Genomic DNA, 15,299 nt, shown 5'->3' on the forward strand with positions numbered 1-15,299 from the left:
AGTACGAGACTGTATTGATATTACTGGATTCCCATACTTCGCTCAGCAACAGCTGGTTAGCCGAATATCTATAGTAATCAAGCTTATTTTATGGTTATTTATCGGTTTTTTCATCAAGGTTTTTCATCAAATCTTTATGAACAAAACGAGTACCAACAAAGACCAGAAAAATAACAATAGGTACTGAAAAACCACTGACCAAATCGTGATTATATGCAACGCCTAAAGAAGGTAAAGAACTTAGCATGGTTTCAAATAACTGCATACCATAGTAACTAATAGCGGCAACAGATAAGCCTTCAACTGTTTGTTGCAAGCGCATTTGTATACGAGCACGACGATTCATTGATTTGAGTAATTTTTGATTTTGCTCTTGCAGTACCATATCGACTCGTGTACGTAGTAAATCACTAGCACGGGTCACTCGCCTAGAAATATCTTCTAAATGATTGGCCGCTGTTTGACAGGTTTTAACCGCTGGAGTAATTCTACGCATTAAAAATTCTTGTAGAGTCATATAACCTGAAACTTCGTCTTCTTTTAATTCTTCTATTCGTTGTAAAAACACGTCGTAATAGGCATTAGTTGCCGAAAACCGGTAGGTACTTTGGCTACGAAAATCCTCAACTTTAGCTGCTATTTTTGATACTTGGGTCAGTAATTCACGGTCATTTTTCTCTGTGCCGAAGGCGATACAAGTAGTTACTTCTTGAAGCTGTAAATCCAGTTGATTGAGTTCGCTATTAATAGCTTGTGCTAATGGTAGCCCCAAGGTTGCCATTAATCTGTAGGTGTCAAGTTGTAACAGTTGTTGTACCAATCGTCCTAACTGTTCAGATGATAGGTCTTGCTGATAAATCAAAAAACGAGCAAAACCATCCTCATGTAATTTAAACGAGCTCCATACCTTAGCCTTTGAATTTACTGGCGCACTGGCAATTAACAGCATATTATCAAAAAATATCTCTACTTTATGTTCATTTGAAACCTTAATATCTTCAGGTTCAATCACTAGATGTACAGCAGAAATTACTTCGCCTGGCATATGTTCAAACCAACCACTTGGCACATAATCGATAGCATTTTTGATAAAAGGCTGGTCAGTTAATGGCGCTTGATGAATAAAAGTATAGGTAGAGTACTCTAAATGTCTTTCCCAGCGTAAGTTGAACAAACCAAAGTCTTGATAAAAACAAGGCATAGGTTCTGCGGGACAACTGATTTGAAAGCGATTACATAGCAGAGAAATAAATGCATACTCTTGCTGTTTTAGTTCACCTTGATGCTGAATAACAATATGCGTAAGTTGCGAAGGGTTTGAGATTGATTGAAAAGGACGACTGTGCAATTCATTATAGAGCCTTTCTCTTAACGGGTGAATCACCATTTCACTTAATAAGGATATAGCGGTTCCTGTGTTGCTTGATGTTTTATTACCTATTGATTTTTTTAACAAAATAATACACCTATCGCTTATATTTTTGTAGCTTTTATCTAGCCCTTATTTAAGAGTAAAGGGTATGTTGGTCGGATTTTTAATTTACTTTGTAGTCAAAGCTATGACATTGATGTGAATATATGCATGTTTGAATGGTTGGTTTTTTCAATGAAATTTCTATTATAAAAGTACACTACAATCAAAATAAATTTTCCAATTATAGTGTACTTGTATCGCTAACGTTAGCTTCACATTAGCTCCACATTAGATATGCAACTTAGATCAATAGTAACTGTTTAGGTTTACTAGAAATAAGTGTTTATTATTTAGGTAACTTAAATGTCCAAACACTACCACCTTGGTTTAAGTGTTTAACACGTTTAGCTACATCACCGCCCCATAGAGGAACAGCGCCACCCCAGCCAGATAGTACTGAAATATATTGCTCACCATCCATTTCCCAAGTAATAGGAGAACCAACGATACCAGAGCCAGTGTTGAACTTATATTCAACATCACCGGTTTTAGCATTCAAGCCTAACAAGTAGCCTTCAGGGTTACCGGTAAATACTAAGTTACCTGCAGTCGCTAACACACCAGCCCATAACGGTGAATAGTTTTTGAAACGCCAAACTTCTTTACCCGTTTTAGGATCCATCGCTCTTAAAACACCAATGTAATCTTCATTGATTGCTTTAATAGTAAAGCCAGCACCTAAATAAGCTGAGCCTTTTTTATAGGCTGTTGGTTCATTCCAAATATCCATAGACCATTCATTTGATGGTACATAGAATAATTCAGTGTCTTTACTGTAAGCAACTGGCATCCAGTTTTTAGCGCCTAAGAAAGCAGGTGTAGCAACAACAGAGCTACCTTTTTTACCATCTTTAGAATCAGCCGGATTACTGGGTCTGTTGCTATCAATGTAAAGAGGACGACCGTTTTTATCTAGACCTGAAGCCCAAGAAATTTTATCTACAAATGGGAAGCCTCTAATGAAATCACCATTTTCACGGTTAAGTACATACATGAAACCATTACGGTCAGCAGTAGCTGCCGCTTTTATCGTTTTTCCATTTTGCTTGTAGTCAAAAGAAACTAACTCGTTTACACCATCAAAATCCCAACCATCATGCGGAGTCGTTTGGAAATGCCAAACAATTTTGCCGGTATCAGGATCAATCGCTAAACGAGATGATGAAAAAAGGTTATCACCTGGGCGTAAATGTGAGTTCCAAGGTGCAGGGTTACCCGTACCAAAAAACAGTAAATCTGTATCAACATCGTAAGTACCACCTAGCCATGGCGCAGCACCACCTGATTTCCATAAGTCACCTGGCCACGTTTTTCCGGCTTGACCGCCAGAAATACCATTTTCCATTTTCTTACCATCTTTCCAAATATAACCCATATGGCCTTCAACAGTAGGACGTTCCCATACAAGTTTACCGTTTTTAGCATCATACGCTCTTACTTTACCGACAACACCAAACTCACCACCAGCAACACCGGTAATAACATTGCCTTTAACGACAATTGGCGCAGCTGTGATTGAATAGCCAGCTTTATAATCTTCTACTGTCTTTTTCCAAACAACATTACCGGAATTTTTATCCAACGCAACTAGCTTCGCGTCTAGCGTGCCAAAAATAACTAAGTCGCCGTATAAAGCAACACCACGGTTTATTACGTCACAACATGGCATTATGCCATCAGGTAACCTTGCATCATATTGCCAAAGTTCATCACCTGTTCTGGCATCAATAGCATAAACACGAGAATAAGAGCCAGTAATATACATCACGCCATCTTTAATCATGGGTTGTGATTCTTGCCCACGTTGTTTTTCACCGCCAAGCGAAAAAGCCCAAACAGGTCGCATTTCTTTAACAGTTTCAGTATTGATTTTTTTCAATGGACTGTAACGTTGTCCTTTAAGGCCTAGGCCGTAAGAAACAACGTCATCTGTTGTCATTTGGTCATTTAGAATGTCTTTATCAGTCACATTAGCATTTGCCATGCCTGTTAACGCTAATGAGACTATCATCGATAATGACAATGCTTTGGTTTTATTTTTAGTCATTTTAATCATTGTTTTTCCCTCATGAAATTTAATATACAATTTGCTTATGATGCTATTTATACGTTGATATAACTTGCTAAATATATTTGAATTATGCAGGTTGGATTAATCATAAAATGTTACTTTAGTATTAACTACTGAACCGCAGTATGAATTTGCCTCATCACTTAGGATGACTACTTATTCAGCAGCTTTATACAAATTGGGTATTTTGTAGATAACATGATATTTAGCGAATATTTTCTCTATTTCACCTGTATTTATCATGCTTTCAACGATATCAGCTACCATATAACCTAACTGTCTATAATCATTTTTAACCGCCATACCGATATCCCATTCTTGCTGTCCCATCATAGGAAAAGCATTTTTAGCAAGTGGATAGTTTGTTTTAGAAAGCTCACCTTGATAGTGACTAATCTGGCTGGTAAGTCCCATTACGGCATCAACTTTACTTTCGGTCATGGCACTAATGGCTTCGCTAATCGTTGGGAATTGTTTAGCTCGATCTCTCATCCGACCTTGAAAGGCAGAAGTGAGATAAAACTGAGGAATTGAATCGACTTCAACACCAACATCATGATATTGAAATACAGCAATGGTTTCGACTGATTCAATTTTTTTACTATTAAAGATAACTTTCCACGATTCAGTATGAAAAGGTGCAAACATATGAACATGCTGATGAACTAGCTCGCCAATATCATCACGTAATAAAGAGTAATCTCTATCATATGGTACTCTTAACATCAAATCAGCGACTGTGCGTTTAAGAAAGTGCCCTTTCCAGAGATTGTTGCGCAGATCGTCATCAACAGTCTCATCGGCAGTCATCCAACGGAGCTTAAGTTTAACACCGAGTTCTTTTGCGATGGCGTGTGCTAAATCGACATCTATGCCCTTTTCTTCACCTTTATCCACATAAGAAAAAGGCCTAAAGTCACTATAGACTGCAATAATAATTTCATTTTTTTCAATGATATCATCATAAGAACGCGAAAAAGCTGTTGCACAAAGAAACCAGCAACAGCTTAAGACGAGAAAAAGTAAACGTGAGTTACTCTTCATCATTTCTCACAGACTCTAACCAAGTTCGAACAGCCCAAAGTGCTTCTTGAGATAAATGTTCAGTCATTTTTGGCATATAGACAGCGCCGTTGCGTACCGCACCATTTTGTACACGATAGCCATACCATTCATCACCATCATAATCAGTTGCTAGGATACGAAGGTCAGGTGCTATACCTCCAGAAATGCCACCTAAGCCATGACAACGAGCACAATTTTGATTATAGGCAGATGCACCAATGCTAAGTACACTTTTACGCACATCACCTGTTACCTCACGATAAGGGTTTCTTTCTAGCCACTCTTCCCCTAATTGAGGTAATTCAGATGTGTCTATTGATTGCGGCGTTACCGGTCCGTGACCTGATACTCCATACGAAAAAAGGGATACACAGGCTATCAAGCATGTACGCTTAAAGTTTAACTTAATCATTTTTAAAACCTCTTAGTTCAATTTTTAAATTGTATAAAGCTAGTCTAGCGAATCGTTTGTTATTTCCGAACTGTACTTTAGATATGTTCCCCTCATCCTTTAGTATGATTTTAATCGACCTCAACTATAAAAATGCACATAAGCACTTAAAAAACAGTAGGTTAATGACTTATTCGCTATAAGCGTTGCATCTATAAATCGATTCATTACTACTATATGATGATAAATAATAAGACGTTATGACTTCTATAGCTGAGATTAAATTACCATGTTAAAAAAAAATCCACCTAAAAAATCAACACTAATAGGCATTATCTCTTTTGCTTTTTTAATTAGCTTTAGCGCTTTTTCAACGCCTTTATCTATTAACATTACTTATCTAAAGCTACAAAAACAGCACGCACCAGCTTTATCAAATGTTATAAAAATGGCACCCGACAGTGGTTATCAAGGGGTAAGGTTGGCAATAGAAGATTCAAATACTACGGGAAAGTTTTTACAGCAGCATTTTTCCCTGACATCTTTTGAGTTTACAAAACAGCAAAACTTACTTAAACGTTTAAAAGAAGAATTCAGTCTTGGAAAAGCTATTTTCATACTTGATACGCCATTACCTGTGTTGAATGAAATCAACGTGTGGGCACAAAATAAAAAAATTTTGTTGTTTAACATAAGTGAATTTTCAAATAAATTACGTAATGGCCAATGTTTAAATAAAATTTTACATACTGCCCCAAGTAATGCCATGAAGTCTGATGCCCTTGCCCAATGGTTGCTTTATCGACGATTGACTCAAGTATTGCTAATTCGTGGCGAAAAACCAGCTGATATTGCTTTAGCGAACTCATTTAAACGCTCTGCTAAGCGCTACGGTCTGAAAGTAATTTCAGAGAAAATATGGAGTTTTAATACCGATCTCAGACGAAGCGCCCAACAAGAAATACCGCTTTTCACCCAAACATCAGAAGAATATGATGTTGTCTATGTTGCCGACCAAACTAAAGATTTTGCCGAGTACATTCCTTTTAATACTTACCTACCCAGACCCGTTGTTGGCTCTGCAGGTCTTGAAGCATTGTCTTGGCATAAAGTTATAGAGCAATGGGGAGCTGCGCAATTACAAACGCGCTTTAAAAAATTAACGAGCCGGTATATGAATGAAATTGACTTTACTGGCTACCTTGCAGTTCGATCCGTTGCCCAAGCTGTTCATAAAATCAACTCCGCATCAGTTACAGAGCTAGCTGCTTACATTAAATCTGCTGACTTTAAATTGGCGGCTTATAAAGGACGCAAGCTAAGTTTTCGCACTTGGAATGGACAGCTAAGAATGCCAATGGCATTAATTCAGCCTCATGCTTTGGTGTCTCAATCTCCTCAAGCGGGAATTTTACACCCTAGAACTGAATTAGATACGTTAGGTTTTGATCAACAGGAATCTCACTGCAATGCCAATTAACGATTCAAATATGCACAGTCCAATACTCATATTAAAAGCATCTATTTTAAAAATCTCACTTTTAAAAGGTATATTATGAAAATTAAATTTTTACTTGGTTTATTGTTTATTAGCCAAATTTTATGTGTAACAGCGGCTGAATTTGCTTATGTTACCAACGAAAAAGACGATAACATTTCAGTGATAGACCTTCAAAAACAACAAGTGATTAAAGAAATATCGGTAGGCCAAAGGCCAAGAGGTATTATTTTTAACCATGACCAATCACTTGCTTACATCTGTGCCAGTGATTCTGACCGTATTCAAATACTCGACTTAAATACAGAAGTGATTGTTGGCGAATTACCTTCAGGTGAAGACCCTGAAACAATCGCGCTTCACCCTAATGGTAAAACTATTTATACCTCAAATGAAGACGATGCTATTTTAACGGTAATAGATATTGCTTCTAGCGTAGTGATTGCTCAAATTGAGGTTGGCGTTGAACCAGAAGGTTTGGCGGTAAGTCCTGATGGCAACCTGGTTGTTGTTACCTCAGAAACAACTAACATGGTGCACTGGATAGACACTAAAACCAATAAAATCATTGCTAATACCTTAGTGGGGGCAAGGCCTAGATCAGCACAGTTCACTCGAGATAATCAGCATTTATGGGTAAGCTCTGAAATAGGTGGCGCTGTCGTTGTTATTGATGTGGCTAGTAAAAAAATCGTCAAAGAATTTAATTTCAATATTCGCGGCATTCACCGAGATAGAGTACAACCTGTCGGCATAGAATTAAGTCGTGATGGCCATTATGCGTTTGTTGCTTTAGGGCCAGCAAACCATATCGCTGTTATTAATAGAGAAAGCATGGAGATTGAGAAATATTTATTAGTGGGCCGCCGAGTTTGGCAATTAGCGCTCAATCAAGATCAAAGCCAACTGCTTACTACCAACGGTATTAGTGGTGATGTATCTATTATTGATGTCAATAAAATGAAAGTCATAAAATCAATAAAAGTAGGTCGTTACCCTTGGGGTGTGGCTATCAAACACATTAACGATAAGTGAGGAAATAATAGTATGGGCATAGTGACCAACAATTTATCTTTCGCTTATGGCAAAAAAAAAGCACTGAACAATGTAAATCTAACATTAAATAACGGATTTAACGTGTTATTGGGTCCCAATGGCGCAGGTAAAAGTACCTTGTTTTCATTATTAACAGGGCTTACTCAAACCGTGCATGGCACAATTAAGATTAACGAAAATAATTTAAGTGATCATAAATCAAAGCTAATGTCTGAAATGGGCGTTGTTTTTCAACAAAGCACCTTAGACCTAGATTTATCAGTAAAACAAAACCTCCTCTATTACGCTTCTTTGCATGGTATAGCACCGAAAAAAGCACTGATAAATATTGAACTCATTTTATCTCAATTAAGTTTAACTGAGCGTTTACACGATAAAGTAAGAACCTTAAATGGTGGACATAGACGACGGGTAGAAATTGCACGTGCACTCATTCATCAACCTAAAGTGTTATTACTTGACGAAGCCACCGTTGGCTTAGATGTTGATAGCCGTTTATTAATTATTTCTTACGTTCGCAATTTATGCGCCCAACGGGAAATTTGTGTGTTGTGGACAACACACTTAATGGATGAAGTAGAGCCGAGCGATCAACTTATTGTTATCAACAAAGGTGAAATTCAAGCGCAAGCTCAAAGTAGTCAATTGTGTGAACAATATAATGTCGATGATATTTACCAATTGTATTTTACTTTAACCAAAAATACGGAGGCAGTATGACCTTAAACCACTATTTTTATTGCTGCTTAGGTATTGTTAAACGTGAAATATCACGTTTTTTTCAACAACGTTCGCGCTTATTTAGCGCCTTGGTTCGCCCCCTGTTATGGCTAATTGTTTTTGCCGCTGGTTTTAGGGCTGCATTGGGCGTTTCTATTATGGAACCCTATGGCACCTATATTACCTACCAAGAATATATCATTCCCGGCTTATGCTGCATGATAGTACTATTCAATGGCATGCAAAGCTCACTGTCAATGGTGTATGATCGCGAGATGGGCAGTATGAAAGTATTGTTAATGAGTCCGTTACCTATGCCTTTTTTATTGTGCTGTAAACTGATTTCCATTGCCCTTTTATCCTTAATGCAAGTGTATGTTTTTTTACTTTGTGCACAACTGGTTGATGTTGATATATCGCTTTTAGGTTACTTAACGGCAGCACCCGCTGTTTTTATGATTGCTTTTTTTCTTGGCGCTTTAGGCTTACTTTTATCGAGTTTAATCAAACAGTTAGAAAACTTTGCCGGGGTGATGAACTTTGTTATTTTCCCCATGTTCTTTCTTTCTAGTGCGTTATATCCCTTGTGGAAAATGCAAGAAGCCAGCATTTGGATATACTGGCTATGTCAGTACAATCCTTTTACTTATTGTGTTGAATTATTGCGCTTCGCACTGTTTGGGCAACTTAATTTGACCGCTTTTGCCGTAGTACTAGGCGCCACGTTAATAACAGCCGTATTAGCACTGATCAGCTTTAGTCCTAAATTTAGTCAAAAAAGATAAGCTGAAAATAACAGGTATAAGTAAATGTTATCACTCTACCCGGCCATTGAGCCTTTTAATCATTATCATCTAACCGTCACTAATGATGTGCTAACTGACGCAATAACAGCTGAAGACTCAACGCAAGCTCATCACCTTTATATAGAGCAATGCGGAAATCCTTTAGGAATTCCGGTGGTGTTTTTGCATGGTGGGCCAGGCTCTGGATGTCGACCATCACATCGCTGTTTTTTTGATCCTCAGCTTTATCATATTATTTTATTTGATCAACGAGGCTGTGGACGGTCTCGACCTTATGGGTCATTAACACAAAATACCACTGCGAATCTTATTCAAGATATGGAGGCCATACGACAGCATATTGGTATTACAAAATGGTTAGTTTTTGGTGGCTCTTGGGGAGCCACACTCGCTTTATATTATGCCCATCACTTTGCTGAGCAAGTATCCGGCTTAATATTACGCGGAGTGTTTCTTGCTCGTAAAGAAGATATTGATTGGGTTTACAGCGAAAATGGCGCAGCGAAAATTTATCCTGAGGCGTGGCATAACTTAGTTAACCATTTACCTTTATCACAACAAGCGCAACCGCTATCAGCAATTTATCAACAACTCACCAGTGATGACACTAAGGTATCAGACGCTATTTTTAATAAATTGCAACACTGGGAAGCTAGTCTTATCTATTGGCAAAAATCATTAAGCGTTGAAGAAAGTTCAATGGAAAAATCAATAAATGAAGACGATAAGTCCCCTGCCATTATTCAGCTGTATTATTCAATAAATGAATGTTTTATTGCCCAAAAGCCTTTGCTTGAACTTATCGATAATATTCGACACATCCCAACAAAAATTATTCATGGGCGCCATGATATGGTCTGCCCACTTCAACAAGCATGGCTATTAAAACAACACTGGCCTGAAGCTGAATTTTCAATCATTGAAATGGCGGGACATGTTGCCAATGAACCAAAAATTATTAACGCTTTAGTTAAGGCAACTAACCACTTTGCAAAACGTACATATGTAAAGCCTGTGCTTTAATTCATAATTGAATGGTTTTTTTGCCTAATCACCAATCACACCACCTAGCACCTAATAACTCACAACTTATTCATGCCTACGCCCCATCCTTTTCCATCTAAAGTAGGATGTTTTATTAAATGAAAATTAAATATAGTAAAAGGGTACTAAATAAAAAATAAATTAATATTATTAACCAGCGAGGAATAAATTATGTGGATTAAGCCTAACTTTGAAGAAATGCGTTTAGGATTTGAAGTAACTCTTTACATCAGTAATCGTTAATTAAAAAAATTAATAAGAATAAATTACCTCAGTGATAGCCAATGCTTAAATACTGAGGTAATTAGTTTATCACTAGGCAATTTTTTATTTCCCCCTTTGTCTTGATTTCGAGGCACATATGAAAATTTTAGTTCTAGGCTCAGCTGCAGGCGGTGGATTTCCACAATGGAATTGTCACTGCGCAAACTGTAAAGGCTTACGTGACGGTACAATGAAAGCAACCGCACGCACTCAATCGTCTATTGCCGTCAGCCCTAATGGCAAAGATTGGGTATTGATCAATGCATCTCCCGATATTCGTGAACAAATAAATAAATCTCCACAACTTTGGCCTGAGCAAGGTAGTCGTGGTACTAACATTCGTGCAGCCATTTTAACTGACAGCCAAATAGATCATACCACTGGGCTAGTAACCTTGCGTGAAGGCCTGCCACTTGATGTGTATTGCAGTGATGTTGTCTATGAAGATTTAACAACGGCTTACCCATTATTTAACTTGCTAGAACATTGGCATGGCGGTCTAAATTTCACCAAAATAGATACCGAACAACAACAAGCCTTTGATGTAAAGGGTGTTGACGGGTTAGCCTTCGTGCCTGTTATTATCGAATCAAATGCTCCGCCTTATTCACGCTATCGCGATAAAGTGGTGGATGGTAATAATATTGGTTTAAAAATTATTGATAAAAGTACCGGTAAATATTTATTTTATTTGCCGGGTATTGTTCAAAGCACGCCAGAAGTTGAACGCATATTATCCGAAGCAAGCTGCGTCCTCATTGACGGTACGTTATGGCTAGACGATGAAATGATTGCCCAAGGTGTGGGGACTAAATTAGGCTCTGAGATGGGGCATATGCCTGTCAATGGTGACTTTGGTACGGTTGCTCTATTGAATAAATTTACAATAGATCGAAAAATCCTTATCCACATTAATAATACTAACCCCATTTTAAATGAAGAATCTCCTGAGCATCAGTTTGTTTTAGACAATGATGTTGAAATTGCCACCGATGGCATGGAAATCACGATTTAACCTCACTTTAAAGGATCCACTTTTATGCAAGCTTGGACCAAAGAACAGTTTGAACATAAACTTAGAGACAAAGGTCAGCTATACCATATTCACCACCCTTTCCATATTGCTATGCATAAAGGAGAGTGTAGCGAAGAAGAAATTAGAGGTTGGGTTGCTAATCGATTTTATTATCAAGTAAATATACCGATTAAAGATGCCGCAATTATGGCAAATTGTCGTGACATAGAAACGAGACGCTTATGGATCCAGCGTATTCTAGATCACGATGGCAATGCCGGTGAAAAAACCTTAGGTGGTATCGAAGCTTGGTTACGTTTAGGCGAAGCGGTTGGCCTAGACAGACAAGATTTATTGGATGAAAAATTTGTACTTCCCGGTGTACGTTTTGCAGTAGACGCTTATGTAAATTTTGCACGCAAAGCTAGCTGGCAAGAAGCAGCCTGTTCATCATTAACTGAAATGTTTGCGCCTGAAATACATCAAAGCCGCCTTAATAGTTGGCCACAAAATTATCCCTGGATAAAACCTGAAGGGTTAGAATATTTTCAAATGCGTTTGTCGCAAGCCCGTCGTGATGTGAATCATGGTTTGCAAATAACCTTAGATCATTTTACTAGCCGCGAAGCACAAGAAGATGCCTTAAATATTTTACAATTTAAACTGGACATTTTATGGAGTATGTTAGATTCAATGACCTTGGCTTATCAACAAAATAGAGCGCCTTATCAAGTGATACTTGGTCAAGAAACCCTTAGTAACCCTATTTATCATAAAGGACTATTTAAGTGACTACACCTATAATACCCTCAAAAATAAGCCCGACAATGACCCCATCACTTAATGCGATGTTCCGCTTTCAGTGGGAAAAAGCGCAAGACTGCTTTGTGTTATTATTTCCGGAGGGCATGGTTAAACTCAATGGCGGTGCTGGCGAAATTATGCAGCTTATTGATAGCGAGAAAAACGTACAACAGATTACTGACGCATTGCACATTAAGTTCCCAGATGCCGGAGACTTAACCACAGATGTAAATGAGTTTATCACCACAGCAATTGAAAAAAAGTGGCTTTATTATGACTAATCAACCCATAACTGACATCTCAAAGCAAGATTCAACTACCATTTCCGCTGGCATAGTTGGCCCGCCACTTTGGCTACTTGCAGAGCTAACTTATGATTGTCCTCTGCACTGCCCATATTGCTCAAATCCAACGAATTTAAGTGAAACAAAAAATGAGTTAAGCACAGAGCAATGGTGTCAGGTATTTAGCGAAGCAAGAGACCTTGGCGCGGTACAGCTCGGTTTTTCTGGTGGTGAACCTTTACTACGAAAAGATTTAGAAGCACTGGTCAAACATTCTAGAGATTTAGGTTTTTATACCAATTTAATTACTTCGGGTATCGGTTTAACCGAAAAACGTATAGCTAAGCTCAAAGAAGCCGGCTTAGATCATATCCAAATAAGTTTTCAAGGGGCTGATCCTGAGTTAAATGATGCGATTGCAGGTCGCGGTAATGCCTACCAACAAAAATTTAATATGGCTAAATCGGTTAAAGCGCAAGGTTACCCTATGGTGCTTAACTTTGTTTTATCCAAACAAAACCTTGACCAAATTGCTGATATTATGCGCTTAAGTTGTGAGCTAGAGGCTGACTATGTCGAGTTAGCAACAGCCCAATATTATGGCTGGGCGTATGAAAACCGTGACCATTTATTACCGACGCGAGAACAGCTAATTGAAGCTGAACGTATTGTTAATGAATTTAGAGATGAGCAACAAGGCAAAGGGCCGCATTTTATTTTTGTCACGCCTGATTATTTTGAAACGCGTCCCAAAGCGTGTATGAATGGCTGGGGATCAACCTTTTTAACTGTTACACCTGATGGCTCAGCTTTACCTTGTCATAGCGCAAAAATGCTGCCACTCACTTTTCCTAATGTTAGAGACAAATCTATTGCCGATATATGGCTGCAAGACTTTTCTTTTGATTATTTTCGCGGCGATGATTGGATGCCACAACCCTGTAAAGGTTGTGATGAAAAAGAAAAAGACTTTGGTGGTTGTCGTTGTCAAGCCTTTATGATGACTGGCGACATGCATAAAACTGATCCCGTCTGTAGTAAATCTGAAGATCACCATTTAATTCAACAGGCGATAGCCAATGCAACTACCCCATCAAAACCAATAGTAAAGCGTGTTAACCAGAAGGCAATGAAACATGCTAAAGACACCAGGTTAAACATTGCACGTATGAAAGTATGATCTTGGCTTTAGCAATGAAAAAAATGACCAAATGATAGAAGCTATTTATCGCCATAAAAATGGTTTGAAACATATTAATATACTCAATAATGATGGCTTTAGCGCACTTTTTGTTGTTAATACGCCCATTTTTGATAATAGTGGTGTTGCTCATGCCGTTGAACATATGGTTTTTCGTCGCAGCACGGCTTTTCCCAAAGCAGAAACTTTATTTCAACTGACATCACTAACCGATGCTAAAATTAATGCATCAACATTTGCAAAAACCACTTATTTTCATTGCCAAAGCCAGTGCTCTCATACCTTTATGTTAGCGATTAATTACTTATTAAACGGTTTATTTAATCCTATTTTCGATGCTGAGGATTTACACTGTGAACTTCATGATGGTAATGACAGAGGTGTTATTTATCAGGAGTTGATCGGCGCAGAACAAGCAAATAAAGAAAGCCCTGAAAGCAGCGTCCAAAACAACAATCTAGATAATAATAAAAATGATTTTTGCCACGGCGGCACTAGCGCAACCATTGGAAAATTATCACTTAACGACTTAACGACTTTTCATCAACGCCTTTACCAAGCAACTAAAATTACCTTAGTTACCGCTAATGCTGATAGTGAAAAAATAGCAAATTTAATTGCTTTATTACCTAAGCAGGCTAATCAGTCAAAGCAACCTAAACCGACAAAAATAGCGTTAGATAAAAACAGAAAACAGTCAAAAAATAATGTCCAAGAAAATGCACAGGGCAATGAAAGTCACCCACATCATCAAAAAAAATATTCCCCAGCAATCAACACGCTTATTACACGCTATCATTTATGGTTGCAAGATCCCTACTACCAAGAAATTGATGACTACGGTGAAATTAAAAGCACTAACGCCCCGCTTAAAACCAACACAGAGTCGTTACCCACACTGCCTAGTAGCAACTTAATATTGCCATTGGTCATCTTATCTAATACGCTAATAAAAGACGTTAATAGCGATCAAGCGATTAATGTGGGCAAAAAATGTCTTAATATAAAACAATCAGCAAATAAAACATCACTACCTAACTTGTTCACCAAACTATACCAGCAAGCTAAAAAACAATTAACTATAAATGAGCTCATAAATGAGTCAAGCTTTCAGAGAAATCAAGTCTGTGTAAGTGATCAACGTAATGCGTTATGGCTAGCAGATATTGCCGCTACTGAACAAATACTCGCCACGATTACCAGCTATATTATTAGTGCATACCCACTTTTTTTAGCGCCTCGATGTCAAGGCCTTTGCTACGCAACGCAAGCATTAACAATTGAAAAATCAGCTTATTTCGTTATATATAGTGCTTTTGATGTTAACCCCAACACTCGATTAAAAGCAATACCGCTTTGTTTATTAACATTGAGCCAAGATAAACATTTTATACGTCTGAGTTTAGCCCTAGCTAAAATTAAATATTGCCAGGCGTACCACCTTGATAATAGCCAACTCATTAACATTACTTCTACTGCCATATCTGCCTATCTACAAGTGCTAGCCAACAGCTCCCATCCTAAAGTATGAGTTTTTTTATGCCAAGGGAGCATAGTTTAACTTGCCAATAAGACCCTATTATATCCATAGACAAACACTGTTTAA

The 15,299-nt window shown here is 37.9% G+C and carries 15 protein-coding genes; 11 read left to right on the forward strand and 4 right to left on the reverse strand.

Annotation, left to right across the window (positions count from 1 at the left end; translation table 11 throughout):
* Positions 1 to 94: 94 nt before the first annotated feature.
* From H4J59_RS04795 to pedF, 4 genes are all read right to left on the reverse strand, one after another.
* On the reverse strand, positions 95 to 1,456 hold the full coding sequence (locus H4J59_RS04795) for a DUF3422 family protein (RefSeq protein ID WP_182237270.1): 1,362 nt from the start codon (positions 1,454 to 1,456) through the stop codon (positions 95 to 97).
* Between the two features lie 304 nt (positions 1,457 to 1,760).
* Positions 1,761 to 3,521 carry a PQQ-dependent methanol/ethanol family dehydrogenase gene (locus H4J59_RS04800; RefSeq protein ID WP_182237562.1) on the reverse strand — a complete coding sequence of 587 codons (1,761 nt, stop codon included), beginning with the start codon at positions 3,519 to 3,521 and terminating at the stop codon, positions 1,761 to 1,763.
* A gap of 180 nt (positions 3,522 to 3,701) precedes the next feature.
* Positions 3,702 to 4,592 carry a substrate-binding periplasmic protein gene (locus H4J59_RS04805; protein ID WP_404852001.1) on the reverse strand — a complete coding sequence of 297 codons (891 nt, stop codon included), beginning with the start codon at positions 4,590 to 4,592 and terminating at the stop codon, positions 3,702 to 3,704.
* Entirely contained in the window at positions 4,579 to 5,022 is a 444-nt protein-coding gene (gene pedF / locus H4J59_RS04810) for a cytochrome c-550 PedF (protein WP_182237272.1), read from the reverse strand. The genes H4J59_RS04805 and pedF overlap by 14 nt, the downstream gene beginning before the upstream one ends.
* Positions 5,023 to 5,290: 268 nt before the next feature.
* Here pedF and H4J59_RS04815 point away from each other — a divergent pair, with 268 nt between their 5' ends.
* The 11 genes from H4J59_RS04815 (at position 5,291) to H4J59_RS04865 (ending at position 15,224) form a co-directional block, all read left to right on the forward strand.
* A complete protein-coding gene (locus tag H4J59_RS04815) occupies positions 5,291 to 6,481 on the forward strand; it encodes an ABC transporter substrate-binding protein (protein WP_182237274.1) in 1,191 nt (396 codons plus the stop codon).
* Between the two features lie 75 nt (positions 6,482 to 6,556).
* Positions 6,557 to 7,534 carry a YVTN family beta-propeller repeat protein gene (locus H4J59_RS04820; protein ID WP_182237276.1) on the forward strand — a complete coding sequence of 326 codons (978 nt, stop codon included), beginning with the start codon at positions 6,557 to 6,559 and terminating at the stop codon, positions 7,532 to 7,534.
* A gap of 12 nt (positions 7,535 to 7,546) precedes the next feature.
* Complete coding sequence (locus H4J59_RS04825; RefSeq protein ID WP_182237278.1) at positions 7,547 to 8,275, forward strand: ABC transporter ATP-binding protein; 729 nt, start codon at positions 7,547 to 7,549, stop codon at positions 8,273 to 8,275.
* Positions 8,272 to 9,060 (forward strand): ABC transporter permease, encoded by a 789-nt coding sequence (locus H4J59_RS04830; protein ID WP_182237280.1) that lies wholly within the window; start codon positions 8,272 to 8,274, stop codon positions 9,058 to 9,060. The genes H4J59_RS04825 and H4J59_RS04830 overlap by 4 nt, the downstream gene beginning before the upstream one ends.
* A gap of 24 nt (positions 9,061 to 9,084) precedes the next feature.
* Positions 9,085 to 10,104, forward strand: a complete 1,020-nt coding sequence (gene pip, locus H4J59_RS04835) for a prolyl aminopeptidase (protein WP_182189095.1) — start codon at positions 9,085 to 9,087, stop codon at positions 10,102 to 10,104.
* A gap of 192 nt (positions 10,105 to 10,296) precedes the next feature.
* Positions 10,297 to 10,368 carry a pyrroloquinoline quinone precursor peptide PqqA gene (gene pqqA / locus H4J59_RS04840; protein ID WP_081154332.1) on the forward strand — a complete coding sequence of 24 codons (72 nt, stop codon included), beginning with the start codon at positions 10,297 to 10,299 and terminating at the stop codon, positions 10,366 to 10,368.
* 118 nt (positions 10,369 to 10,486) lie between these two features.
* Entirely contained in the window at positions 10,487 to 11,404 is a 918-nt protein-coding gene (pqqB, locus tag H4J59_RS04845; protein WP_182237282.1) for a pyrroloquinoline quinone biosynthesis protein PqqB, read from the forward strand.
* 24 nt (positions 11,405 to 11,428) lie between these two features.
* Positions 11,429 to 12,196, forward strand: coding sequence for a pyrroloquinoline-quinone synthase PqqC (gene pqqC / locus H4J59_RS04850; protein ID WP_182189097.1), 768 nt, complete (start codon positions 11,429 to 11,431; stop codon positions 12,194 to 12,196).
* A complete protein-coding gene (pqqD, locus tag H4J59_RS04855) occupies positions 12,193 to 12,489 on the forward strand; it encodes a pyrroloquinoline quinone biosynthesis peptide chaperone PqqD (protein WP_310733159.1) in 297 nt (98 codons plus the stop codon). The genes pqqC and pqqD overlap by 4 nt, the downstream gene beginning before the upstream one ends.
* The gene (gene pqqE / locus H4J59_RS04860; protein ID WP_182189098.1) at positions 12,482 to 13,672 is read left to right on the forward strand and encodes a pyrroloquinoline quinone biosynthesis protein PqqE; all 1,191 of its coding nucleotides are present in this window, start codon (positions 12,482 to 12,484) and stop codon (positions 13,670 to 13,672) included. Before pqqD ends, pqqE begins: the two co-directional genes overlap by 8 nt.
* 31 nt (positions 13,673 to 13,703) lie before the next feature.
* Positions 13,704 to 15,224, forward strand: coding sequence for an insulinase family protein (locus H4J59_RS04865; RefSeq protein ID WP_182237284.1), 1,521 nt, complete (start codon positions 13,704 to 13,706; stop codon positions 15,222 to 15,224).
* Positions 15,225 to 15,299 lie beyond the last annotated feature (75 nt).

The sequence above is a fragment of the Colwellia sp. MB02u-10 genome (genome assembly GCF_014077185.1).
In the GTDB taxonomy this organism is placed as follows: domain Bacteria; phylum Pseudomonadota; class Gammaproteobacteria; order Enterobacterales; family Alteromonadaceae; genus Cognaticolwellia.